Source organism: Mycobacterium sp. DBP42 (assembly GCF_005924235.1).
In the GTDB taxonomy this organism is placed as follows: domain Bacteria; phylum Actinomycetota; class Actinomycetes; order Mycobacteriales; family Mycobacteriaceae; genus Mycobacterium; species Mycobacterium syngnathidarum.
The window spans coordinates 59,329-84,018 of the sequence record NZ_VCMY01000003.1 but is presented as its reverse complement, the minus strand read 5'-3'; the positions used below and the strand labels follow the sequence as shown (position 1 = coordinate 84,018).

Sequence of the window (24,690 nt, the reverse complement as noted above, 5' to 3'; positions counted from 1 at the left end):
GTCACGGTGCACCGCGTTCAGGCGGCAGCACCTGGAATCCATCCAGGAGAGTTTTGGCGTCGTGCTGATACGTCGGACTGTCCGGGTCGGTTGTCTGCACGGTTGCTGTGACCAGGTACTGGTGGCCGCCGACGCTGGTAGGCACCGACAACACGGTCACCACGCGACTGTGTGCGCCGGGGCCAGACGGATCAGCCGTGAATGTGATGGTCTCGGCGGGCAGCCCGCACACCGTCGCCGGCTCGAATGCGAGGTCCTTCGCCCCCGCCAACTTCACCAGGTTGGCGTGTTGTTGCGTGAAAATGGTCTGAACATCAGCCTTGGGGGCGTCCTCCAGCGTGACCACGATGTTAGGTGCGAACTGATTTGCCGTGAGGTCGGTGTTGACCAGGACGAACCGGATGACCTCGCTGTCGAGTTTGGTGCTGCGGTTCCAGCCTGCCGCTTGGGGGACCCGCAGTTGCGGCTCGGCGGCGCCTCGACCCGGTATGTCGAACAGCGGCCCGTCGAATTGTGCGCAGGCGTTCGGATCTCCCATGGCATCGCCCACTGGAGCGGTCGGTGTCCTCACCGGGCTGGGCACGTGGTCTTTGATGAGGTCCTCGACCGACGCGGGCTTCTCGCTGCTGCACGCCGACAGCGACCCGACGAGAACGAGCAACGCAGCCGCGCGGCGCGCAGATCGGTGTGCCATCTCCATGACCAAATCTCTCCACTCTCTGGACCACGGACCGCAGCCATTGGCGATCTTCCTGGAACCCTAACGGCCGGCGACCCATCGCCATGACAGAAATATTCCTGATGGCGGCGGCCTTTCGACCTGTCCGATGTGCCGCTATTTGTGCAGGTTGTCCGGTGGCACGGCCGGTATGGTGAGTCGATGGCCGATCCGGCACCCCGCGCCGGCGCCCGGGATGGCAAGCACTGGGCGTGGTTCGTCGGGTTGCTCACCGCCATGGGCCTGGTGGGGTTCGTGGCGGCGGCAGTGCTGATGTTGCCGCTGGCGATGGCGACCGACCCCTGTCACGAAGGCGTCACCGAGAAGGTCTGCGAACTGTCGGCGGCCGGCCAGAACGTCCTCGTGTGGATTCCGTGGATGTGTTTGGTGGCCGGCACCGTCGTGGCCGTGGCGGGCGCGGCGGTGGCCGCATGGCGGAAGTGGACACCGTTGATCGGGATCCCGGTCGGGATCGCCGGGTATTTCGGGATGATCCCGATCGGCTACTGGCTGGCGTTCCTGGTCTGAGCCGCGGCCGTCAGCCCCACCAGAACGACGCGGCGATGATGCAGTACAGCCCGATCAGCGCCGCGCCTTCCAACCACGTCGACTCCCCGTCGAATGCGATGATCGCCGCCAGGACGACGGCGACCAGCAGCGCAACGATCAGCATGGGCCCGAACACCAGGGTCAGTGACGCGAGCCCGAAGACCTGACTGACCAACACCAGTACCGGGGCCAGCACCAGGGCGATCTGGATGGGGCTGTTCAGGATGAGCGAAAACGCGTACTCGGCCTGGTTTTTGGCGGCCAACTGCACGCCGACGACATTCTCGACGGCGTTGCCTGCGATGGCCACGATCACCAGACCGGCGAAGGCCTGCGAGATGTGGAGCGAGTCCATGGCCGGCTCGAGCGCGTCGACAAACCAGTCCGATACGAACGCCGCCGCCGCACCCGCGATGGCCAGCATGCCGATCGCCAACCCGACCGGCCAGCGCGGCGCCTCTTTATCCGGTTGTGGCGCAGGGGTAGTGGTCTTGTTCTTGTCCCGGCTCAAGGAATACGGCAACGACAGCGCGAACAGCACCAGCAGGACAACCGACACGATCATCGAGAAGGACACTTCGTGTTCGGAGGCGGGGGCGTGCACCTCGTGCGCGATCGACGGGATCGCCATGGCGGTGACCGAAAGCACCATCAGCACCAGGATGGTCCGGACCTGAGCGGAGCCGAGCTTCTGCGGGCCATGTTTCAGCCCGCCGACCAGGAACGCCAAGCCCAGCACGAGCAGCAGGTTGGCCAGGATGGAGCCGATCAACGCGGCCCGCACCACGTCGACCAGCCCGGCCTTGAGCGCGAAGATGCAGATGAACAGCTCCGGCAGATTGCCCAGCGCGGATTGCAGCACTCCGGTTGCGCCGGGGCCGAACCGGTCGCCGAGCTGTTCGACTGCCAGGCCGACGAGGGAGGCCAGCACGGTGACCGCCAGCGCGCTGAGAACGAAGCCGACCAGGTGCGGCCAGCCACCGTAATGGGACAGCCCCGCCACCACGCAGATGGCAAGTCCACCGAAGATCAACAGCTTGTCGGATCGGATGAGTGCCGTCCCCATGGGCGCCATCTTGTCATGTCGACCCGGCTCGGGGGCCGAACCGACGCTACCCCTTCAGCGCTTCGGCCACCGGGCCGAGTTCGAGGAGGACGGTTTCCCCATTGGCGTCGTCGAGCCCGTCGTTGTCGGTGATCACGTACAGGTTCTGGTTTCCGGCGATGGCGACGCCCTCGACCTTCTCCTGGACATAGCCGTTGGTGGCCTGCAGATCGGGCACCAGGTTGCGGGCCAACGTCTTCGGCAGCACCTGCGGTTTCTCGGCGGCCGTAGCCACGCCTTGGCCGTCGGGGATCGCCACCCGATACAGCGCTTTCACGCGCGCGTCGGGGCCGTTGAGTTTGTCGCGTTCGAGGAGCAACAATTCGCCGTCGTGGACGGTGATCTCGGAGTTGCCGATCCAGTCATCCTTGGCGCCGGTGGGGTCCAGCTGATAGCCGAACCATTCCCACCTGTCCCCGTCCGGGGTGTAGCGCCCGATGCGGACGACGCCTTTGGGATCGGATTTGAGTTCGCGTTGCAGCGCCACCCAGACCGAGTCTCCTGCGCTGTTCGGCTGGAGGGCAACACCTTCCAGTCCGTTGCTGCCGAGTTGCGCGGCGATGTCGTTGGGCAGCGCTACCCGTTTCTCGATTCTGCCGTCGGCGGCAACGTAGACGAGCTGGTTACCGGGCCCGTCTTCGCCTTCCACCGCCAGGATGAATCCGCCGTCGGTGCGGGCCGATATGCCCTCGGTGTCGAGGGTGACGGGCTTGCCGTCTTCGGTGATCGCCAGCTCGGTGTCGATCAGCGCCGGATGTTGTGCCACGTCGACGCCGAGGATGCGGGCGGGGCCGTAGGCGCTGTCGGTTGCGGTGTAGAGCCGGTGGGAGTCCTTCGGGTCAGCCGTGAGTGCGCCGAGCGCACCCCACCCGATCGGTTTGCCGTCGATGTCGCCGGAGACGATGGAGGGGAAGCTCGGTTTGCCTGTGCCGGCGAATGTTTCGCCGTAGCCGTAGATATTCACCGAGGCGCGTACCCGCTCCTCGGCGTCGTCGGCCTCTGAGGAGATGGCCAGCAGATTGCGCGCCGGGATCGGCAGCACACCTTCGGGGCCGGGGGTGGTGGGCAGGATCTGCCGGAAGACCGGCGCCGTGGGGTCGCTGACGTCGTACACGGCGACGAAGTTGCTGCGCTCCGATGCGATCAGCGCTGTGGGCCGGCCACCGATGTCGGTGATGGCCAGGCCTTCCGGTTCCGGTCCCTTGGCCTCGGCCCGGCTTTCGATGTGCAGACCGGTGCGCACCGCCAGTTGCTCGACGGAGTTTCCGGCGTCCCAGGTGACCTCGCCAGTTCTCGCGTCGAAGATCGTCCAACCGCGGGTGCCGCCCTTCCAGTCGCCCTCGTTGGCGGTGGCGACGTGATCGTCGCCGATCCAGCCGATGGCATCGGGTTCGCGTGGGGTGTCTTTGATCGAGCCGGTCTGGTCGAGCGTGTTGTCCTCTTTGGTGTCGATGGCGTCGACGGATTCGCTTCCGGCGCTGAAGATCTTGGTGACGGTGCCGGTGCGGCCGTCGATGACGGCGATGCCGTTGTTCTCCTGCAGCGTCACCGCGACCTGGCCGCGGGAGTTGATGCTGACGTACTCGGGTTCGAGGTCTTGCGCGGTGTCCAGGCCGGCGGCGCGGGCGGCCTCGACGTCGAAGTCGACCTTGCGCGGTGCCCAGGTGTCCGGTGCGCCCTTGAGGTCGATGAGTTGCACGAATCCGGCGGGCGGCTGGGGCAGATCGCCTTCCTCCTTGCCGGGCGGGGTGAACTCCTCGTTGCGTTGGTTCTCCATGGCGATCGCGGCGAAGCTGCCGTCGGGGCTGATCGCGATCGAGTCGGGCTGGCCGCCCAGGTCGATGCTGTGCACGCGGGTGCGGTCGCCGGTGCGGACGATGTCGACGCGACCGGACGGGTGCGCGAAGTCGCCGCCGGTGGTGTCGACGACGACGAGAACGAACTCGCCGACCGCCGCCACCGAGGTGGGCTGGTCATCCTTGTGGCCCAGCTCGGCGAGGGAAAGCGTGCCTGCGCCAACCGGTTTGGCGGGATCTGTGATGTCGAGGAAGCCGATGCGCTTGGCGGCGGCATCGGTGTAGATGAGCGTGTTGCCGTCGGGGGTGACCGTGGAGATCTCGGCGACGGTTTCCTTTTCCACCGGATCTTCGGCAGGCCTGTTGAGGTACACCGGGTAGGTGGCGGTGCGGTGGTAGCTGTCTTGGGCCGCGAGATTCCAGTCGATCGGCGAGGTGGCCTTCGGTGTCTGCGGTCCGCCCTCCCCCGGCTTGTTGTCCTCGGTGGAGCAGCCCGCCAGGATCAGCGCTGCCACGGTGGTCACCGCTGCGGCCCGTGCCGTTCTCATTCGTCACCCTCTTCAGTTCTGCTGATGCGTCGCCCGAGCTTGCCTGGCACAGATGACCCGGGGGGAGTTCACAGATGAACGCACGGCAACGGATTCACCCGCAGGCCGCACCGGCTACAGCGATGCCGAGAGCGGTCCGAGGACCTGGCACTGCGGGGCAATCTCGGCGATGCCCATCCAACCGCCGCACCCGCGGCCGGTGGCCACGTAGGCAGCGCCGGGGCGGTAGGGCGACAACACCTCCGCCGGTCGGGTTCCCCGGCCCTGATTGCATTGCACCGGTGAGGCGTTGTCCTGACGCTGCACGCAGGCGACGCTGAAACGGGGGTCTGCGGGTGCTCCACACGCCGAGGGTGAGACCGTCACGCTGACCATGGCGGCACCGTCGACGTGAACGACGGCCGGTGGCGACAGCGTGAAGGCGCATGGCGGTGCGGGCTCGGCGTGGACAACCGGCGAGGCGACGCCGGCGAGTCCGGCGATCACCACCCCTGACAGCAGCACCAAAATGGCACGAGCCATGCGATCAGCGTAGTTCAGGGCCGTCGTTATTTTCGGCGATGAGCTGATCGGCCCGGCCAATTACGCGCCGTCGGTCTCCTGACCGCCGACGACGGCGTGAATGCGCCCCTGCGGGTAGGGCAGGTTGATTCCGTTTTCGTCGTAGGCGCGCAGAATTTCCCGACGCAGCTTGCGTTGCACCGACCATTGCGCGTTCGGCCGGGTCTTGAGGGTCATTCGCAGCGTGAGCTGGTCGGCTGCCAGCGACTGCACGCCGAGCATCTCCGGTTCGCCGATGACCTTGCCGGCCATCGACGGGTCGGCGATGACGTCCTCGGCGGCCTCGACGGCCACCTGCTGGGCGCGGTCCACATCGGCGGTCAGGGCCACCGGCACCTCGATACGTGCCACGGCGTAGTCCTGGCTCATGTTGCCGACGCGGGCGATCTCACCGTTGCGGACGTACCACAACGTGCCGTCGATATCGCGGATGGTGGTGATCCGGAGCCCGACGCTCTGCACCTCTCCGATCACCTCCCCGACATCGACGGTGTCACCGACGCCGTACTGGTCCTCCAGCAGCATGAACACGCCGCTGACGAAATCGCGCACCAGGTTCTGGGCGCCGAAACCGATCGCGAGGCCAACCACGCCGGCCGAGGCGATGAACGGCGCGATGTTCACGCCGAGCACGCTCAGAATCGCCAACACCACCCACACCAGTAACACGATGGATGCGGTGGACTTGAGGACCGACCCGATGGTCTGGGCCCGCTGCTGGCGGCGTTCGGCCGCCCGGGCCACATTCGTCGCCGACGCCCGGTCCCGCAGATAGCGAAGCAGCGGCGGCTTCTTCGCTTGCCCCTCAAGTTCGCCGCTAACGGACTTTTTGGCCCTGCCGGTGGTCGCACGGTCGATCATGCGATGCAGCAAAAATCGAATGATCAACGCTACGACGATGTACGCCGCGACCCTGACGGGGACCTCAATCAGCCAATGTCGATTGGTTTCCGTCCACTCAAAAGCCAGGTTGTACATTTCCACACTTTCGACCGTACGACAGCGCTGACGCAGGCGTCGAATGCGCGAAAACGATTCACGGTAGCGCGGCCATGACGAAGAAGTGTACGTATACTGTACATACATACGCACCGAGCGAGGCGGCCATGACAAGTGACAGCACCCCCACGAAGTCGATCCGTGACCAGCGTCTGAACTTCCGCGCCAGCGCCAAGCAGCAACAACTCATCCGTCAGGCCGCCGAGGCCACGGACAGCACAGTTACCGACTTCATCCTGGGCAGCGTTCTGGAGCGCGCGGAACGCGTCCTGGCCGACCGCGCATGGTTCGTCGCCGACGAGCATCAGTGGGATGAGTTTCAGGCGCTGCTCGACGCCCCGCTGGAGCCCGTGCCGAAGCTTCGTCGATTGCTGCATCGCGACAGCCCATTCGCCGAGACCGATTGACGGCGACCCGTGCCCGCGCACGCAGCCAAACCCACTCGACCACAAAAGCTTTCGAAAGCCCATGATCGCATTGGTTTCGAATCGGGTGCGACCGAACTTGACGAGTGGCTGGAGAAGTGCAGCTGGCAGAACCAGCGGGCGAACAACGCAACAACCTACGTCAGTACGCATGACGGCCGCGTTGTCGGTTACTACGCGATCACCGTCGCCGGCTACGCGCGCAGCGCAGCTCCGGAAGCCATCGCCAAACGAGCGCCCGCCGCTGTGCCATGTTTTCTGCTGGCAAGGCTGGCCGTCGACCGACGGTGGCAGGGCCACGGGTTGGGGTGGGGCCTGCTTCGAGATGCGCTGCAACGAGTCTTGATGCTGTCGCAGTCAGTAGCCGCCCCGGCGTTGCTGGTTCACGCGCGGGACGAAGCAGCGCGAGATTTCTACCTCCACCATGCCGAGTTCATACGATCCCCCGTGGATCCGTTTCACCTGTTCCTACCGCTGAAAGCCATTGCGGCGGCCATTGATGACGTCCCTGACGGTCAGTCCTGAGTCCTGGTCTGCCGGTCGACTGTCTCACTGAGCCGTTCGCGCCGCGCCGTGACGGCCGAGTGCCTACCGTGTATGCACCAGCAACCGAGAGGACAGCCCGTTGGCCGTCGCAGAACCCACCACACCGACGCTGCGCGAACTGACCATCCGCGGGATCCTGCTCGGCGGGGCGATCACGCTGGTGTTCACCGCCGCAAACGTCTACCTCGGTCTCAAAGTCGGTCTGACGTTCGCCACCGCGATCCCGGCCGCGGTGATCTCGATGGCGCTGCTGCGCAATTTCGCCAACCACTCGATCGTGGAGAACAACATCGTGCAGACCATCGCATCGGCGGCGGGCACGCTCTCGGCGATCATCTTCGTACTGCCCGGGCTGATCATGATCGGCTGGTGGACCGGGTTCCCGTACTGGATCACGGTCGCGGTGTGCGCGGTCGGCGGCATCCTCGGCGTGATGTACTCCATCCCGCTGCGCCGGGCCCTGGTGACCGGCTCGGACCTGCCCTACCCCGAGGGCGTGGCCGCGGCCGAGGTGCTCAAGGTCGGTGACAGCCGCGGCGGTGTCGAAGAGAACCGCGTCGGCATCCGGATCATCGCGTTCGGTGCGCTGGTGTCGGCCGGGTTCGCGCTGCTGGCCAACCTCAAGGTGCTCGCCAACTATGTCGCGGCGTACTTCCGGGTCGGGGCCGGCGGCTCGATGTTCGGTGCCAGCCTGTCACTGGCACTGGTCGGGGTGGGCCATCTGATCGGGATGACCGTGGGCATCGCGATGCTCGTCGGGCTCGTCATCTCGTTCGGGATCCTGCTGCCGATCCGCACCATCGGTACGTTCGGGACCGACGCGTCCGTCGCCGACGTGATCGACGGGGTGTTCGTGCATGAGGTGCGGTTCATCGGGGCCGGGGCAATCGCGGTGGCGGCGGTGTGGACGCTGCTGAAGATCCTGCGCCCGATCATCAAGGGCATCACCGAGGCCTTGGCTTCGGCCCGCGACCGCCGCCAGGGCCAGGCCGTCGACATCACCCAACGCGACATCCCGTTCCCCATCGTGGTGGGCATCGTGGTGGCGATGCTGGCTCCAATTGCCGTGCTGCTGTGGGATTTCAGCCACAGCACCATCCTGCACGGCACCGCAGCCGGGATCATCGCGGCCAGCCTGGTGTTCATCTTCCTCGTCGGCCTGGTGATCGCCGCGGTGTGCGGCTACATGGCCGGCCTGATCGGCTCGTCGAACAGCCCCATCTCCGGCGTCGGCATCCTCACGGTGATGATCGCCGCGTTGCTGATCAAGCTGGTGTACGGCCCTACCACCGATGACGGGTCGCTGGCCCTGGTGGCCTTCACGCTGTTCGTCGCGGCCATCACCTTCGGGGTGGCCACCATCTCCAACGACAACCTGCAAGACCTCAAGACCGGCCAGCTGGTCGGCGCCACACCGTGGAAACAGCAGGTGGCGTTGGTGATTGGGGTGCTGTTCGGCTCGGCGATCATCCCGCCGGTGCTCGACCTGATGCAACGCGCCTTCGGGTTCCTGGGCGCGCCGGGCGCCACCGATCACGCGTTGGCCGCACCGCAGGCCGCGCTGATCTCGTCGCTGGCCAAGGGCGTGTTCGGCGGTTCCCTGGACTGGTCGCTGATCGGGCTGGGCGCGGCGATCGGGGTGGTGATCGTGGTTGTCGACGAGATCCTCACCCGCACTTCGCGGTTCAGCCTGCCACCGCTGGCGGTCGGGATGGGGATGTACCTGCCGATGAGCCTGACCCTGATCATCCCGCTCGGTTCGCTGCTGGGGTTCTTCTACAACAAGTGGGCTGACCATCACGGCGGTACCGAGACCAGCATTGCGCGCAAGAAGCGGCTCGGGGTGCTGCTGGCCACCGGCATGATTGTCGGCGAGAGTCTCTACGGCGTGGTGTTCGCCGGGTTCGTCGCCGGAACCGGAAGCGACGACCCGTTCGCGATCTTCCCCGGGAATGACGGGACGCCGGCCGAGATCATCGGGATCGTGGCATTCGCAGCTGTTCTCATGTGGCTCTACAAGCGGACGCAGAAGATCTCTGCGCGCGAGTTGCCCGTGTCTTCGGGGGCGTAGTCGTCGCCGTCGCCCGAGCAGACGGCCGCAACCCGGACCCTGACGCCCACTAGTCCGACTTATGACCAACAACTCGGATTAGTGGTAGTGTTAGTCCGAGTTAGGAGGTCCATGAGGCCGGCAATACACGCATGGCCACCGCACCGCCAGGAATCCCGGGATTGGACGCAGGCGCACCGCGGCGGCACCCGCGACGACCGCATGCTCCGTTCAATCGTTGTGTCGTTGCCGCCGCTCATCGCAGACCGCACCGTCGCTCTCAATTCAGAAATCGCGGCCGATCTGGAAGCGGCGACATCCGAGATCACCAAGCTCGACGGCACCTACGCCGACGACCTGTCAGCATTGGGCACCCTTCTGCTGCGCACCGAATCGGTGGCTTCATCGAAAATCGAGCAGATCGAAGCCAGCGTCGATGACTACGCGCGCGCGTTGCATGGTGTCCGTGCGAACTCCTCTGCTGTCGCCATGGCTGCGGCGACGTCCGCACTGGAGGCAATGATCGGAACGGTCGGCCCGCGCAAACCCATCCGCCTTTCCGCTATCACCGCGGCCCACGCAGCGCTCATGCGCGACGATCCTTCCGAGTCTTCGGCCGCAGGCGAGCTCCGCGACGTGCAGAACTGGATCGGTGGCAGCGACTTCTCCCCACGCGGTGCGCTCTACATTCCGCCACCACCGGACACGGTGCAGGACTACATGAAGGACCTCATCGCCTTCGCCAACCGCGACGACATGCCAGTGTTGTTGCAGGCGGCCATCGCACATGCGCAGTTCGAGTCGATCCACCCCTTCACCGACGGCAACGGCCGCATCGGCCGAGCCCTCATCAACACCATCTTGCGGCGGAGGGGAAGCACCACACGTGTCGTGGTACCACTGGCCTCGGCGTTGGTTGCGCGCCGTGACGACTACTTCGATGCACTGGGCAGTTATCGTTCGGGTGACCTTGCTCCACTGCTGGGAACCTTCATCCGCTCCGCCGGGATCGCCTCGGCCGAATCGCGGATCACAGCGGAACGCCTGCGCGAAATCCCCGGCCAGTGGAGAGAACTCACGGGTCCGGTGCGACGCGCTAGCGCCGCTGCCAAGCTTCTAGGTCTGTTACCTGCCACACCCATTCTGACTTCTGACGACGCCGTCGCCTTGGTCGACGCGCCGCGCAGCAGCGTATTCGGCGCCATCGGCCGGCTTTGCGACGCCGACGTTATTCGCGCATTGACCGATCGAAAGCGAGACCAGATCTGGGGTGCCAGTTTGGTACTCGATGAGCTAGACGAGCTCGGCAGCCGGATCGCGGCGGCAGTTCGTGGTTAGAGCCAAGCCCGCAACCGCTGCTCAACCCAGCACCAGTCGATCCGTTCCTGTTCGAGGCGAACTCGCTCCCCCAATGCGTCCTCAACCAGTTCGGTGTACAAGCCCTGCTCGTCAGGGGTCAGGCGTGTGAGTATCGACTTCGCGGGGCGATCCTCGGTCACCCAACGGTCCCGATGGGCCAGCAGGGTTTCCCGGTCCATCAACACCGAACGGGCGGCCGGCAGCCAGGCCCGCAGACGGTCGAGAATGGCGAAGCCGTGGGTGTCGATGTCACCCCAATACACGATGTAGGCGCCGGACAACCACGGCAGTCGCCCGACATCGTCGACGTCAAATCCCTTGCCCCAGATCACTACACCGTCGTCGGGAACCTCCAGGCTGAGGTAGCTGATCTCGTTCTCGACGATGAGTGCAACTCGTGGTCGAACATCGAGCCGGGCCAGTTCCTCAGCCCGCACCGCCAATTCGGTGAGCGGGGCCGGCAGACCCAGCGACCTGGCGGGCCGCAGCCGCACCAGACGGGGTTTGGACCGCAGACCGAGACCAGCCAGGAACCCTGAAGCCGACGCTGAAACACCAAGCATCGCAGCTAAATCCGCTCGGCGCCTCTCGGCGAACTTGGTGTCCACCCCCGGGGCACTTATCTCGCGCAGGTACCGCCGCGACTGCCGGTGAGTGTCGAGCCAATCGTAGGCGGCAATGAGTTGCGGCAGCTCGGGAGCCACTGCCAGCGCACGATGCGGGTTGGCCACGATCCACCCACGAACCCGCGGATGCCGGTCCGCGACCGCGAGCATCTCGTCGAAACCGCGAACCACCGCCGTCACGCCGAGCAACCCCCACACCTGGTCATACGAGGAGAGCACCGCACGGACGGGTACTCGGTTGCGGCCGATCTGTCTGCCGCCGACCGATTTCCATTCCAGTGTGTAGCGGGCGTCGTCGCGGCGCCCCGTGTCGACGGCCGTCACCCAATCCCGGGCGGCTGCGACGTCGTCGCCGATCTGCCCAGGCTTGGGCCCGCGCAGCGGCACCTCGATCGACTGGAAGGGGACCCCATCGGCATACGCCCGCAACAACGAGCCGTCGTCCCACCGGCGCCTGACCTTCGCGGCAATGTCGCCGGGCGTGCTCCATCCCTTGCTCACCTAAGGGGCCTGTCCCGCCGGTTTCGGAACTCCTCAATGGTCATGGTTTGCAGGCGCGAGTACGTGCCGGTCGGGTTGTCCACGATGCCAATCGCTTTCACATACGGCTCGATGATGTGCACCTTCTGCAGCGGCGTGACGATCAGCAGTTGTAGCCCGAGGGTCGCAAACAGATCCAGCGCGTACCGCGTCGAGGCGTCCGAGCCGCGCCCGAACGCCTCGTCGATGACGGCGAAGCGGAAGTCACGTGATCGTTCGGCGCCCCATTCGAGACCGAACTGGTAGGCCAGCGAGGCCGCCAGAATTGTATAGGCAAGCTTCTCCTTCTGACCGCCGGACTTGCCGTCGGAATCGCTGTAGTGCTCCCACTCGAGGCCCGTGTCGACGTCACGTTCGGAGGCCGAGAAGACGAACCAGTTGCGTACATCGGTGACCCTGCGGGTCCAGTTCTTGTCCGATTCGGCGTAGCCGTCGCGACCGCGGAAGCGTTCGATGATCCTCTTCACGTCGAGGAATCGTTGCTCGGAGTATTGGTCGCCGTCGACGGCCAAGGTGTCGTTGGTCAGGTCGCGCAGATCGGAACGGAACTGCGCGACATCCTGATTGGTGGTGGGCTCCTTCTCCAGTTTGATGAAGCGGCCCGGGTTGTAGGGCACCGCGCCAAGGGCCTCGTTGATGCGGTCGACGCGCTCGTCGATGGCCGACGCCTGCCGGCCCAGCCAGTTGTTGAACCCGGCGAGCTCCTGGATCGCGTTCTTGTTGAGCTGCTCCTTGAATTCGCTCTCGAACCGTGGGAGATCGTCGGTGGCCACCCGTTCCTGGAACGCCAGGAAGTCACCACGCGCGTCGACACTGGCATCCATATCGGCTCGCAACTCGGGCCAGCGGCTCAACACCGCCGCCATGTGCTGGCCCAGGTTCAGCCCGTAGCCATTGAGTTGGCCGGAAAGCCGCTCGATGCGCCGGTGCAGGTCATCCGACAGCGTCGACTCGGTGTCGGCACAGTCCGCCGCGCGTCGGGGCCGGTTTTTGCCGAGGCGCTCCTCCAGGGCCGGGTACGACGCGCGTGCCATTTCCAGCCGCTCCTGCACCTGCCCGGCGACGAACGCGTCGTCTCGGTTGCGCTCCTCCTTGGCCCGGTTGAGGGCCGATTGCGTGGTGGCCAGCGTGCCGGTGAGCTTCTTGATCAGCTCCGTGACAGCGTCAGTTTCCTCGGCATTACCTTCCAGCGCACGGGTGATCTCCTCCAACCGCGACGAGCCGGCCTGCAACCGGATCCGTTCGGCATCATGGGCTTTCGCGCGCGATACGGCCTCGTCGACGTCGAGATCGATCCAACTGCGAAATCCCTCGACGCGCAGGAGCGCATCCAGTCTGCTCTGCAGCACGTCCCGCTGGTTGCCGAGCCTCTCCGCTTCGGCGTTGGCCTGTTGCCGCTCGCGCTCCAGCTCGCCGAGCTCGGCACGCATCGCGTCGATCTTGCGTTCATTGACCCAGCCCAGTACCCATCGTTTGGGGTCGTCGACTCGGTGCCGGTCGTCTTTCTCGTGCCGGTCGCCCGAGCGCACCTGCCCTTCCCGGGTGACTGCACGCCGTTCACTACGAAACTCGGCAAGGGTTTCCGCACAACGAAAGTCGGCCCGCTTCGTCAGCTCGTTGCGAAGGTACTCGTCGAATTGGCCTTCCCGGATCTCGATACAGTCGGCCAGCAGTAGCCCATCGTGCGCCGGCGGCTGCAACCGAACCCGAAGCGAGGGCACCCGTTCGTAGACCAGCTTGGCGCCGCGGCCCGCCACGGTGAGCCGGCGACCGTTGACCCACGAGGTCACCGCGTCGTAATGGCGCTGCGGCACCAACAGTGACAAGGCGAACCCCCGCAGCACGCGTTCCGCGGCACCCCGCCAGTCGGCGTGCTCCTCGTAGACATCAAGCAGCTCACCGGCATACGGCAAGTCTTCGGGCGTCAACCCCAGGGCCGCGCACAGTTCGGCGCGCACCACGACCTGCTCGTGCGGCAGGTTGTCGGTGCGTTGTTCCAGGCTCGCGATCTCCTCGGTGAGGACGTCGCATTTACGCTGACATTCCCGCTCCCGCCCGAGCGCATCGACGGTCGCGGTATCGATGTCGCGTTTCTCGGTGGCCAGCCGGGGCCGCGCGGTGGCGACCAGTGCGGCCAGATTGGTGAACGCGTCCCCGTCGGTGACGGGTTCCAGCCCGGAGCCCGCCACCGCGGCATCGAACAATGTCCTTGCCTGCCGCCGTGCTTCGGCCTGAGCGCGAGCGTCGGCCGCCAGCCGCTCCAACTCACCGATGCGGTCTCCGCCCGCTTTGGCGCGCTCCTCGATCAGGGAGTCGCGTTCGTGGCTGAGCCTGCGCTGGTCGGATTCAGCGGTGTCCAATTGGGCCAGCAGCGCCGCGCCGTCGGCCTCGAGCTGTGTGATCTCGTCGGTGAACAACGCCGAGCGGAGTTCTGCGATGAACAGCCGGACCGCCGACCGCTCGAGTTCCAAACCCCCACGTTCGGTGAGCGCGGCGTCGTACTTGCCCGCGGTGTCCACGATGGGCTGCAGGGCTTCGAGTTGCTCGCGGGCCCGTTTGACGGCGTCGTGCGCCTTGGTCAGGTCGTCGAAGTGGCCGATGATGTCGCGCACCCGATCGGTCGAATCGCTCGGTTCGAGCATGTGATCGCGCACGAAATCATTCAGGTTTCCAACGGATTTCATCGACACGGTCTGATGGAACAGCTCGAGGGCCTGTTCCGATCGGATACCGAGCAACCGGCGCAGCGAAGTAGCGTACTTGGGGAACTCGTCGAAAATGTCGGCTCCGGCGGTCCGCAGCCGCTTGCGCAGTTCGCGGAGGTCGGTGCCGAAATCGGCGAAATCCGTCGCGATCGAGAGCTCTTTGCCGGCGGTGAGAAAAAACCGGTAGGGCTGCCCGGTGCTTTCGCGCTGCTGGAACACCTGGGCCAGGGTGACCGTCTCGTCATGGCCGTGGTTGCGAAAGACTCCGAGGATCACCGAATAGGAGCGCTTGTTCTCCCGCAGGCCTTTCGGTCGGGACTTGCCCGTGGACTCGTTGCGCTCGGACTTGTAGTGACCTTCGACGTAGGAGCGCAGGGTGCGTTCCTTGGCGTCGGCGCCGGCTGCTTTGTTGTAGGCCGCCTTGTGCGAGGGCACCAGCAGGGTGGTGAGCGCGTCGACGATCGTGGACTTGCCCGACCCGATGTCGCCGGTCAACAGCGCGGTGTCGGTGCCGGGCGTGAACCTCCAGGCGTGGTCGTCGAAGGTGCCCCAGTTGTAGACCTCGGCGTACTGCAGCCGGTAGCCGACGCGGTGACTGTCGTCGAGCTCTGCTGTGCTGAACGGGGTTTCACTCATCGTCGGCCCCCGCCCCGGCGTACTCGCGGAGCTTGGCCGCAAAGTCGGACAGGGTCTGGGCGTCGACGTACGCCTTGAGGATGCGCCGCACCTCCCAATGGTCGCGCTGCCCGCGCAATGGGCGCAGGAAGCCGAGCTCGGCCGCCTTCTTGATGGTGGTCTCCGCCTGGTCGACGACGCGCGCGTCGTTGGTCGACTCGGCCTGGAAGAGGCGGAGCAGCTCGACGATCTGCTCGGTGCTCAACACCAATCGACCCTCGCCACCGCTGGTCTCGAACTCTACGAGCCGCTTGCGCAGCAGCACCAGCAGCAGGCTCACATTGTAGGTCAGGGCCCGCCTGCGCACCAGGCGCGGCAGCGCCTCCTCACCTTCCTCCTCTGGTCGTGAGCGGAGGTAGGCATAACCCTCGGCGTCGTCGACCACCACGTCGACGCCGATGGTGGCGAAGTGGTCACGGACCCCGGCGCCCGCCCGCTCCAGAGTCAGCCAGCTGTCCTCGTCGGAGGCGCGGTAGACGACGCCCTGCATCAGCCTGATGATGGCTGCGGCAACGGCACGCTCGTTACTCATAGGCGCCGCACCATGACCTTCGGTAGCCGCGCCCGCTTGGTCACAGCCGGGTCGGCGGGGTCGGGGTAGTCCAGAACGGTCTCGTCGGTGTCATCCATGTCGATGGTCACGTCCTCGTCGTTGAGCGCGAGGTAGCCGACGATCTCTGCCGCACCCTGCTCGATGGGATGCACCGCGATCACATCGGACAACAGTGCCGATGAGTTCTCCGGCAGGACGGCGCGGATGGTCTCGGCCAGCCGGGCCTGGTCGATGTAGGTCTGCGTGAACAGCAGGCCCGCGTCGACCTCCTCGGCACCGTCGGCGATGTGGCTTTCGACCGCGACCGCCACCGGCGGCTGGTACAACGGGCGCTCGAACGGCAGCGCGATGCCGACGCCCGGTTCGTCGACCTCGAGCCCGAGCGACGGCGGGTTGTCGCGGACGTCGAGGGCCGCGGCCTCCACCGCCCGGACCAGGTCCAGGACACGGCGGTTCTCCAGCCAGATCTGGTCGTCGAGGAAGCGGCGCAGTTGTTCGGAGATCTGCCGGACGGTGCGTTGCGCCCGGTCGGCGGCTTCGGACCAGTCGTGGTGAATTCCCCGGATGCGCTGATCGGGCTCGATGGTGTCGAGGGCCGATACCTTGGCAAGTAACTCGGCGAGCTCGGTCTGACGGTGCTCTGAGAGCAAGAAGTCGTAAAACGCCTGGAAGCTGCGGCCCTGGTCGGAACCCGCGATCTCCGAGCGGCTGCCGACCAGTTCGGTGAGCAGCTCCCCCTTGGAACCTTCCCAGGCAGCGATCTTTTCGCGCGCGGCGCGGTCCAGCAGCCGGAAGTTCTCTTCGACCTCACGAAAATCCGACAGCAGTTCCCGCGCGGTCGTCGACAGCTGTTGATAGCGGTCGCGCACCGCGGTCGCATCCAGCACGGGTACGTCACCGGCCGCGACAGCGGCGATCTCGGCGTCGAGTTCGTCTCGGCGACGGTGCAATTCGGCCAAACGGACTTCGGGCTGCACCTCGGTGCCGTGCACGATCTGGCGCAGTAGTTCGACCACGGTGTGTAGCCGGGATTCGGTGCCGACGAAAGATCTGCCCTGCAGGCTGAGGACCCAGGCGTAGGCCTTCTCGAACGCGGGTGTCACCTCGTAATGGACTTCGTCGTCGCCGGGTGGGTAGAACCGGCGGAGGTAACCGGCGTCGGTGGCCGCCCAGTCCTCCAGATAGGCCCGCGGTTCCTTCGGGTACCGGACGTCATCGGTGTTCAACGCGTAGAGGTGGTCGTCGAGGGCGTCGGCGACCGTGCTGGCCGAGCACGCACCACGGTTGCCTTCGACGAAGAACTGCCCGAGGAACGACAGGATCAACGTGGCGTTACCGGCGCGCAGCAGTCGCCACGCCGGGTGCCGCTCCCGGAGCGTGGTGATCGCGTCGTAGTCCACGGCCTAAGCGTAGGCAAGTGCTCCGACAGGACCATGGCAGACACTGAGCGGGTATTTGATTCAGGGAAGAGCAATCCGCAACGCTTGGCTGACTTCGTGCATGGTCTGTGCCGATAAGGCGCCGAGCAACTCCGTGAGCTCGTCCTGGTAGAGCTGCACAATGTCGTCCACCAGGACGTACCCGACAAGAGGGTCCGCCACAGTCAGCTGCACGACTGTCGGTAGATGCGCATTTCGGCTTGTCGTGGTGATTCGGGCGGCCAGCACCGTCTCAAGGTTCCTGTTACGGGAGTTGTTGCTGAGGATCACCCACGGTTTCGGACCGTGTCCCAAATCGACCCGGTACACCTGACAGCGCGTCGCGCTATTCAACGACCGGCCTCCGACCGCCGCACATACCGTGCGCGCGCCGCCCGACGTTCAGCAGCATCGCCATTGAACTCTTCCGCAAACTGCGCATATCCGGCGTCGAGGACATGTTCACGCATAGCTTCGGCCCCAGCCTTCAGCAAGGCACGGAGTGCACCAGCCTCGGACTTGACGTCGCTTTCACCGCGCTGGCTTGCCCACTGACGCAACACCTCGAACGAGGTCGAACCTTCGGTGAGGTAGGGCTCGATCGCAGCCTCGTCAGTGTCTTTCAGAATGAGACTCACTCGCTTACCCATGCCACACATTTTACACCCAAAACGAGTGCATCATCCGGCGCACAAAATGGGCCGCCAGCGCGTCGACGACGACCACCTGGTGTTCACACCGTTTGTCACCCATGTCGCGGACGCTACTCACGGGCTCTGGCATACACCGTCCGCGCCGTTCACAGCTGCGCGATCTGCCCCCGAAGGTCGTCGCGCCGTCGGATGATCTGTTCGCGACGCTCAGCGGTCAGAAAGTCGGGTGAGCCGAGTTCCACGTCGAGGTGGTGGCCCGGGAAGCCGGCGGCCCGCAGCATGACCTCGGCACGCTGCGACGGACTGCTCTTGACATTGAAATGCCGTGTGATGTCGGCAGATCGAAGGCGAAGGGGTCCCGCAACCAGTTCGCATTGGCCGTTCGCCTTGCCCGCGATCCACACCACGGCGGCGGCCGCCGTGTCCGCACGCGCCTTGCGCCTGAACACTTCAGGGCCCTCGGAGGCGACGCGTGCGAGCACCCTCCGAGCGACGGTGCGGTATTCGACGTCGAGCAGTGCGTCACAGCAGCTGTCCGCCAGTTCCAGCACTTCGGCCACCCGCGGTGTCACGTCATCGGGAATACCTGACCAGTCGAATGGCTCGTCGGGCAACGGCACGGTGTTCAGCTGGTCCAGCTGCTCCTCGCCGCCCACCTGCCGAGCCAAGGACTCCAACTCCATCTCCTGGTACCAGGACGGCTCGTCGAACTCTCCGAGCGCGTCGAGCAGTGCCGCGGGTCCCTGTGGCCGGGGTGAACGGATCGCTTTCTGGTATTCCGGTGCGTAGTAATCGATCGCGGCCAGCGTCTGATCTGTCAGGTCAGCGCCTACGCCAGATTCGTTGTGCGCAAAGCGCACAAAGGCCCGCAACAGCTCCGGCGCCTCGGCCAGATATTCGGCGGGGGCGACGATCTTGCGAGGCAACCAGTCCATGAACAGTATCTCGACCTGCACGCTGCTCCACCGCAGCGGATCGCCTGGGCCATAGTCCGTGCCGTACCAGAGCAGTGACTCGAGCAGGTCGCGATGATCGCCGTCGTCAAGCGGACGCCCCCACTGCGAGGCGAAGAACCGATCCGTCAGCCGGCTGAGTTCGTTCGAATCCCACTGCGGCCGTTGATAGCCGGATCCACCTCCGGGCAAACCTCGGGTGACCCACTCGATCAGCGGACGGCACGCCGGCCAGGATTCGGTTTCAACTGGCGGGAAGGTGATGGCGCCAATCTTGATCGCCTCCTCGACCCACGCCCGCGCGTCAGCCAGACTGAGTTCCTCCCAGACCACGTCGGGTTCCTCAGCGATGCGCTGATACTGGTCGACGATGACGGAGATCGGTTCAGACACCACGAAGGCGTCCTTGACCAGTTGGCCGAGATTGTGGTCAACGTAGACGACGAGGGTGATCTCGTGGTCGCCCGCCAGGTGCACCCCGATGATGATGTTGTCGCCGTCGCCGAGGACATGGGCCATCCGCACCGCCCGGTAGGCCGACGACTCCGCCAGCCGGGTGAGCCACTGCGGACCGGCGTCGGGTCGGGTGGCCAGTTCACGCCGGATACGGGCATGCAGGAGGTCGTCGTCGTTGGCCAGCTCGGCGAGCACGGTCAGCAGCGCCGTGGTTTCCGGGGTTGGGACGTCGATGAACATCGCGGCGAGCTCTTCGCGGGTCGGTCGGTCCGGTGCCTGCTCCGATCGGGCGAACGGGTGGTCCCTGCCCCGTGGATCGACGGCGGTCAGCAAAGTACTGGCGAAACTGAGCAGGTGCAGGGGATCGGGATCGACCAGGGCCGTCCGTATCTGCGCGAACAGGTCCGGCTCGGCCGGCTCGTGGTTCATCGACCGGACGTTTCGGCGAGCCTGACGATGCTTGGCTGCGCGGCGTTGGCGGTTCGATTTCGACATAGGCTGAGGGTACGTCGCCATCACGCGAAGATTGCGGCGCGAGACCGCTTCGCGAAGCGGTGGGTAGAGGCATGCCCGACGGGTGTGCCAGAGCCCTACGGTCCCAATGCAGAGATCGGCACCACATGGACACCATCGGCGCGTTTTCCGCCGCCTCCTGTCGCCGTCACGACAACGAGCGCCGACGGGTCGCCATGCTTCGAGGCATCCACCGCAGCAGCGAAATCGACGAGGCCAGCCGCGGCCCTGTCGATGACGCCTTGATCGCCTGTCAACTTGACCTCGAACGCGGCCCAGCCGTCTGGTGTGTCGACTATCGCGTCAACCTCTTTGCGGCCGTGAGACTCTCGCCAGGAATAGACCGCACCGCCGAGAGGCTGGGCATAGATACGAAGGTCGCGTACGGTCATCGCTTCAAAATGGAATTCGGCGGCGGCCAGGTCGGCGAGAAGATCCATCGATCCGACCTTCAACGCGGCGGTGCCCAGGGACACGCTGCCACCACATGAGTCAGTGTTTCCGACATGTCCAAGTCTCGGTTTTCGACAGATCTAAGTCTCGGTTTTCGACACAGAAGGGACGCTTGAAGCACCTCAGCCTCGCCAACCACAGCCCATCCGGGAAAGCTTGTCAGCCCTCCCCTTCATACTGTCCGGCTCGCTGGAGATTCCACGTCGAGCGAGAGGACACTCCCGATGACGCTGCGAATCGCCACGCTGAACATCCGCCACGGCGGCAGCAAGAACGCTGACGCACTGGCCGCGCGGCTGCTGGGCTATGACCCCGACCTGCTCGTGGTGACCGAGTTCCGGGCCAACGACACCGGCTCGCGCCTGGCCGCAGCTCGAACGCGCCGGGTACGCGACCACACACCCGCTGGCCGATCCGAAGCAGAACACCGTGCTGATTGCGTCGCGCACGTCGATCGACCGCGCATCGCGTTTCAGCCGCGATCTGTCCGCCCATCATCTGTGGTGCGCCGAGTTCGACGGGACCATCGTCGGCGGTGTCTATCTGCCGCAGGCCCACGCGAAGCTGCCCTACTGGGAGGCCCTGATCGACCGGGCCCGACGCAGCGAGGTCGACCTGCTGATCGGTGACTTCAACACGGGCAACAACGATCTCGACAAAGATCCCGACGGCACGAAGTTCATCGGGCCGGAGATGCCCGGCCGGTTGATCGCGTCCGGATACGTCGATGTGTGGCGGTCTCTGCATCCGGGCGTCCGCGAATACTCCTGGTTCAGCCGCCCCGGCGACAACGGGTTCCGGCTCGACTACATCTACGCCGCGCCTGAGTACGCGCAACGGGTCCACACCTGCGAATTCGACCATGCGCCACGGCTTGCCGGCGAGACGGATCATTCGGCGCTGATCGCGGCGTTGGACTAGACGTGATCGCGATACAGCATTTGGCCATTATTCTAGCTTCAATATGGCTAATATTTGGGCTAAAATGGCGGGCATGACAACAGTGCCGCTCGGCGAGGCCAAGGACAAGCTCTCAGCCCTGGTCGACAGCGCCGAAACAACACACGACATCATCACCATCACGAAGCACGGGAAACCTGCCGCGGTACTGATGTCCGCTGACGATCTCGAGTCGCTGCGCGAGACGATCTACTGGCTCTCACGATCAGGTACGACCGACGCAGTGGCGAAGGCCGTTGCAGAGTACGAAGCCGGTGAGACCATTTCGCTCGACCAACTCCGGGCTGATCACAACCTTCCGCCGCAATGAGCGATGAAGCTCTGCCACCGTACGAAGTCCAAATCGCATCGCCGGCACGGCGAGCACTGGCGCGATTACCCGGCCGCGTCGTGCACGCGGTCATCGAGTTTGTCGCCGGACCGCTGGCGCAGAATCCGCACCGACTGAGCAAGCCTCTCCGCGATCAGCTCGAGGGCACGCGCAGTGCACGTCGCGGCGACTACCGCATCCTGTTACGGATCGACGACGAGAACCACACCATCCTCATCATCGATATCGACCACCGCGCCCACATCTACAGGGCGTGATGGCTTGCCGTAACGCGGTGCAGCAGCGGCAACCGCCGGGCCGGATTCAACCGCGACGTGCACCCGCACCACGTGTGAGAAAGTGCCAATGTGGACGATCCACTACTGCTCGGCCAGCGGGTGGTGGCGATCCTCGAGACCGGACAACGGGACGCCACGTACAAGCTGGCCACCTTGATGGGTCTGATCGAGCACTGCATCGAAAACCTGCCGCCGAACCTGACGATCGGCTACGGGTATCGCTACCCGACCTCGCGCACCGCGTGCTGGGGATCTACTGGCGGCAGGTGCGGACCTTCGACGGCCACGTCCTGCGCCAACGCCGGACCGGTTCGAAGGCGCGCATCATCGATGCCACGCTGGAGCTTCGCGCGGCGGCCGGCGCGGGAAATGGTGGCCTGTCGCTGGAAGTGGCCAAAGTCCGAGCGGCCAAGGACTATCAGGCGGCGATCGACAAGATCGTGATCGCCATGGCCAAGCAACCGCTGCCGCGGCTGCAGAAGCTGCCAGGGTCGGCAACCGGTGACCCGTTTCTGTACGACGACGCGTTCCTCGGCGAGAACGTGTCCCGGAAGACCCTGCGTGCCCACGGCGATGCGATCGAGTTGATGCCCGGCGTGGCACACGGGTTGGCCCGGCTGGCCGGACTGCTCAAACCCGCACTGGAAATCATGTGGGTCGACGACGTCCGCGGCATGAACAAGTTTCTGCACGCCGAAGTGCCCGACGTGGCCGGGCATCTGTTCGGCCGGGATCGCACGGACCTCGCCGCCGTCCGTGAACCGTTCACGGAGGCCTTCGGCCCGCACTGCTTCTACTGCAATACCCACCTTCAACCAGGCGATCCCGTCGACCACGTGCTGCCGTGGTCGTTGGTCGGCATCGACGGGCTGGCCAACCTGGTACTGGCCTGCCGTCGGTGCAACGGCGACAAGAGCAATGCCCTGCCGGCGGTCAGCATCGTCGATCGTGTCCTCGACCGGGACCGCGACGTGCTGGAGCAGATCTCCGACGAAATCCGTTGGCCAACAGAGCACAACCGGGTGGTGGCCGCGGCCCGGGGAATCTACCGCGGGCAGCCAGCCGGTATCCCGACCTGGACGGGCTACAAGGCCAGCACACGGCTGGATATCGCATTCCCGCCGTGGTGGGCCAAGACGTAGCCAATAGGCTGTGGCAGATGATCGACTGGCTGGCCCGGGTGGTGGAACCGCTGAACACTGCGCTCTTCACGATCGGCACCGATGCGGTCAGCTGGGCCGAGTTCCTCGGCTTCGTCACCGGCGGCCTGTGCGTCGCGCTGACCGTCCGGCGCAACATCCTCAACTTCCCCGTCGGGATCGCCAACAACGCGTTCTTCCTGGTGCTGTTCACCTCGGCCAGTCTGTGGGCGGCCTCGGGCCTGCAGGTGCTCTATATCGCCCTGGGTTTCACCGGGTGGTGGCAGTGGCTGCGAGGCCGGGCCGACACCGGCACCACCGTGGTGCGCCGCAGCGGTCGGGCCGAGTTGGCTTGGTGCGCGGTGTTCTTGGTGCTGGGCACCTGGGTTCTGTATGTCATCCTGACGGCCGCACATGACGCGGCCCCGTTCCTGGACGCGGTGACGACGTGCCTGTCGTTGATCGCCCAGTGGCTGCTCAACACCCGGCGAATCGAGACCTGGTACTTCTGGATCGCCGCCGACTGCATCTTCATCCCGCTCTATCTCAGCCAGGGGCTGATCCTCACCGCAGCGGTGTACGTATTGTTCCTCGGTTTGTGCATCGCCGGGCTGCGAGCCTGGGCACGCGAACTGGCGCCGGCCGACGAGGCCCTGCCTGCAGACAGCGCGGTGCGATGACCAAGTTCCGGCACGGCCTGATGATCGGCAAGTTCTATCCGCCGCGGCTCGGGCATCACGAGGCGATCCGGGCCGCCGCGGCACGCTGCGACCGGTTCACCGTGCTGGTGATGGCCGCGGCGGTCGAGACGATTCCGCTGGCGGATCGGATGGCGTGGCTGCGTGAGGAACACGAGCGCGATGCGAACGTGCGGATCGCCGGAATCCCTTGTGATGCACCGGTCGACGTGACCGACGAGCGGGTGTGGGCGGCTCAGGTCGCGGCAATGCGGGCCGGGGTGCGGGCCGCCGGTGCCGCGCCGGACATCGACGCGGTGTTCAGCGGTGACGACTATGTCGACGAGCTCGCCCGGTGGTTCGGCGCGACCGCCGTGAGGACGGGGCGCACCCGGGAGCAGCACTGCGGTGCGTACCGATCTCGCGGGCCGCTGGCACGAGTTGGCTCCGGCCACCCGGGCCGGATTGATCACACGCGTCGTGGTGGTGGGGGCCGAGTCGACGGGGACGACGACGGTGGCCGAACGGTTGGCCCGTCACTATGCCGCGCGCGGAGGGGCGTGGGCCGCCACGCAATGCGTGCCGGAGTACGGGCGCGAGTACACCGATCTTAAGTGGGCCGCGAACCCCGGCGTGGATATCACCGAACTGCATTGGGATGTTGCCGATTTCGATGCCATCGGGCCTGAGCAGACCAGGCTCGAGGAACAGGCAGCGCGGACCGGCTCACCCGTCTTGATCTGCGATACCGATGCGTTCGCCACCGCGATCTGGAAGCGCCGCTACCTCGGCGACGCGTCCGGCGGCCCCTGGACGGAGGTCCCGCCGCGGGCGGTGTATCTGCTCACCGACCACGAGGGCGTGCCGTGGCACGACGACGGGATGCGGGAAGGGGACCTGGCGATCCGGGCCGCGATGACGGGTTGGTTCGCTGACGCGCTGACCGCAGCCGGGCACTCGTGGGTGCTGTTGACCGGGACGCTGGAGCAGCGCCTCGATCTCGCGGTCCGCACGATCGAGCCCCTGTTGGAGTTGCGAGCGCGGTTTGGGAAACCGTTGCGCGGGCCGGGGTTTGAGGGGACGCCGTAGGATCAGGCACCCTCC

General features: G+C 65.7%; 24 protein-coding genes and 1 pseudogene. 12 read left to right on the top strand and 13 right to left on the bottom strand.

Annotation, left to right across the window (positions count from 1 at the left end):
• Nucleotide 1 precedes the first annotated feature (1 nt).
• Entirely contained in the window at nt 2–694 is a 693-nt protein-coding gene (locus E0T84_RS04555) for an LpqN/LpqT family lipoprotein (protein ID WP_070187420.1), read from the bottom strand.
• A gap of 186 nt (nt 695–880) precedes the next feature.
• On the opposite strand from E0T84_RS04555, the gene E0T84_RS04550 reads away from it, so the two are divergent.
• Nucleotides 881–1,246 carry a hypothetical protein gene (locus E0T84_RS04550; RefSeq protein WP_138743919.1) on the top strand — a complete coding sequence of 122 codons (366 nt, stop codon included), beginning with the start codon at nt 881–883 and terminating at the stop codon, nt 1,244–1,246.
• Between the two features lie 10 nt (nt 1,247–1,256).
• Here the strand turns inward: E0T84_RS04550 and cax are convergent, their stop codons facing one another.
• From cax to E0T84_RS04530, 4 genes are all read right to left on the bottom strand, one after another.
• Nucleotides 1,257–2,333 (bottom strand): calcium/proton exchanger, encoded by a 1,077-nt coding sequence (cax, locus tag E0T84_RS04545; RefSeq protein WP_138743918.1) that lies wholly within the window; start codon nt 2,331–2,333, stop codon nt 1,257–1,259.
• 46 nt (nt 2,334–2,379) lie between these two features.
• Entirely contained in the window at nt 2,380–4,716 is a 2,337-nt protein-coding gene (locus E0T84_RS04540) for an esterase-like activity of phytase family protein (protein ID WP_138743917.1), read from the bottom strand.
• 114 nt (nt 4,717–4,830) lie between these two features.
• Nucleotides 4,831–5,238, bottom strand: a complete 408-nt coding sequence (locus E0T84_RS04535) for a hypothetical protein (protein WP_070187408.1) — start codon at nt 5,236–5,238, stop codon at nt 4,831–4,833.
• Nucleotides 5,239–5,298: 60 nt separating this feature from the next.
• Nucleotides 5,299–6,255, bottom strand: a complete 957-nt coding sequence (locus E0T84_RS04530; RefSeq protein ID WP_371725696.1) for a mechanosensitive ion channel family protein — start codon at nt 6,253–6,255, stop codon at nt 5,299–5,301.
• A gap of 128 nt (nt 6,256–6,383) precedes the next feature.
• Between E0T84_RS04530 and E0T84_RS04525 the strand changes: the two genes are divergently transcribed.
• From E0T84_RS04525 to E0T84_RS04510, 4 genes are all read left to right on the top strand, one after another.
• On the top strand, nt 6,384–6,683 hold the full coding sequence (locus E0T84_RS04525) for a DUF1778 domain-containing protein (RefSeq protein ID WP_138743915.1): 300 nt from the start codon (nt 6,384–6,386) through the stop codon (nt 6,681–6,683).
• Nucleotides 6,684–6,692: 9 nt separating this feature from the next.
• Nucleotides 6,693–7,226 carry a GNAT family N-acetyltransferase gene (locus E0T84_RS04520; protein ID WP_138743914.1) on the top strand — a complete coding sequence of 178 codons (534 nt, stop codon included), beginning with the start codon at nt 6,693–6,695 and terminating at the stop codon, nt 7,224–7,226.
• A 100-nt stretch (nt 7,227–7,326) separates the two neighbouring features.
• Entirely contained in the window at nt 7,327–9,318 is a 1,992-nt protein-coding gene (locus E0T84_RS04515) for an OPT family oligopeptide transporter (RefSeq protein ID WP_138743913.1), read from the top strand.
• Between the two features lie 219 nt (nt 9,319–9,537).
• A complete protein-coding gene (locus E0T84_RS04510; RefSeq protein WP_249383583.1) occupies nt 9,538–10,635 on the top strand; it encodes a Fic family protein in 1,098 nt (365 codons plus the stop codon).
• Here E0T84_RS04510 and E0T84_RS04505 read toward each other — a convergent pair.
• The 8 genes from E0T84_RS04505 to E0T84_RS04470 form a co-directional block, all read right to left on the bottom strand.
• Entirely contained in the window at nt 10,632–11,783 is a 1,152-nt protein-coding gene (locus E0T84_RS04505) for a Wadjet anti-phage system protein JetD domain-containing protein (RefSeq protein ID WP_138743911.1), read from the bottom strand. The genes E0T84_RS04510 and E0T84_RS04505 overlap by 4 nt on opposite strands.
• Entirely contained in the window at nt 11,780–15,163 is a 3,384-nt protein-coding gene (locus E0T84_RS04500) for an ATP-binding protein (protein WP_138743910.1), read from the bottom strand. The genes E0T84_RS04505 and E0T84_RS04500 overlap by 4 nt, the downstream gene beginning before the upstream one ends.
• Nucleotides 15,156–15,734: a DUF4194 domain-containing protein gene (locus E0T84_RS04495; RefSeq protein WP_138743909.1), complete on the bottom strand. Its 579-nt coding sequence runs from the start codon at nt 15,732–15,734 to the stop codon at nt 15,156–15,158. Before E0T84_RS04495 ends, E0T84_RS04500 begins: the two co-directional genes overlap by 8 nt.
• Nucleotides 15,731–17,155 carry a DUF3375 domain-containing protein gene (locus E0T84_RS04490; RefSeq protein WP_138743908.1) on the bottom strand — a complete coding sequence of 475 codons (1,425 nt, stop codon included), beginning with the start codon at nt 17,153–17,155 and terminating at the stop codon, nt 15,731–15,733. The genes E0T84_RS04495 and E0T84_RS04490 overlap by 4 nt, the downstream gene beginning before the upstream one ends.
• Before the next feature lie 60 nt (nt 17,156–17,215).
• Entirely contained in the window at nt 17,216–17,527 is a 312-nt protein-coding gene (locus E0T84_RS04485; protein WP_070946287.1) for a type II toxin-antitoxin system PemK/MazF family toxin, read from the bottom strand.
• Nucleotides 17,524–17,823 carry a hypothetical protein gene (locus E0T84_RS04480; protein ID WP_249383575.1) on the bottom strand — a complete coding sequence of 100 codons (300 nt, stop codon included), beginning with the start codon at nt 17,821–17,823 and terminating at the stop codon, nt 17,524–17,526. The genes E0T84_RS04485 and E0T84_RS04480 overlap by 4 nt, the downstream gene beginning before the upstream one ends.
• Before the next feature lie 149 nt (nt 17,824–17,972).
• On the bottom strand, nt 17,973–19,664 hold the full coding sequence (locus tag E0T84_RS04475; RefSeq protein ID WP_138743907.1) for a DUF6398 domain-containing protein: 1,692 nt from the start codon (nt 19,662–19,664) through the stop codon (nt 17,973–17,975).
• A gap of 161 nt (nt 19,665–19,825) precedes the next feature.
• On the bottom strand, nt 19,826–20,224 hold the full coding sequence (locus E0T84_RS04470) for a DUF4143 domain-containing protein (protein WP_212757696.1): 399 nt from the start codon (nt 20,222–20,224) through the stop codon (nt 19,826–19,828).
• A gap of 406 nt (nt 20,225–20,630) precedes the next feature.
• Between E0T84_RS04470 and E0T84_RS04465 the strand changes: the two genes are divergently transcribed.
• From E0T84_RS04465 to E0T84_RS32195, 7 genes and pseudogenes are all read left to right on the top strand, one after another.
• The gene (locus E0T84_RS04465) at nt 20,631–21,122 is read left to right on the top strand and encodes a hypothetical protein (protein WP_249383574.1); all 492 of its coding nucleotides are present in this window, start codon (nt 20,631–20,633) and stop codon (nt 21,120–21,122) included.
• Between the two features lie 73 nt (nt 21,123–21,195).
• Entirely contained in the window at nt 21,196–21,471 is a 276-nt protein-coding gene (locus tag E0T84_RS04460; protein WP_070187418.1) for a type II toxin-antitoxin system Phd/YefM family antitoxin, read from the top strand.
• Entirely contained in the window at nt 21,468–21,749 is a 282-nt protein-coding gene (locus E0T84_RS04455) for a type II toxin-antitoxin system RelE/ParE family toxin (protein WP_070187395.1), read from the top strand. The genes E0T84_RS04460 and E0T84_RS04455 overlap by 4 nt, the downstream gene beginning before the upstream one ends.
• Before the next feature lie 90 nt (nt 21,750–21,839).
• Nucleotides 21,840–22,912, top strand: a pseudogene (locus tag E0T84_RS04450) (HNH endonuclease domain-containing protein).
• Between the two features lie 17 nt (nt 22,913–22,929).
• Complete coding sequence (gene pnuC / locus E0T84_RS04445) at nt 22,930–23,589, top strand: nicotinamide riboside transporter PnuC (RefSeq protein ID WP_138743906.1); 660 nt, start codon at nt 22,930–22,932, stop codon at nt 23,587–23,589.
• On the top strand, nt 23,586–24,200 hold the full coding sequence (locus E0T84_RS32200) for a hypothetical protein (RefSeq protein WP_249383573.1): 615 nt from the start codon (nt 23,586–23,588) through the stop codon (nt 24,198–24,200). Before pnuC ends, E0T84_RS32200 begins: the two co-directional genes overlap by 4 nt.
• Complete coding sequence (locus E0T84_RS32195; RefSeq protein ID WP_249383572.1) at nt 24,103–24,675, top strand: AAA family ATPase; 573 nt, start codon at nt 24,103–24,105, stop codon at nt 24,673–24,675. The genes E0T84_RS32200 and E0T84_RS32195 overlap by 98 nt, the downstream gene beginning before the upstream one ends.
• Nucleotides 24,676–24,690: the final 15 nt, after the last annotated feature.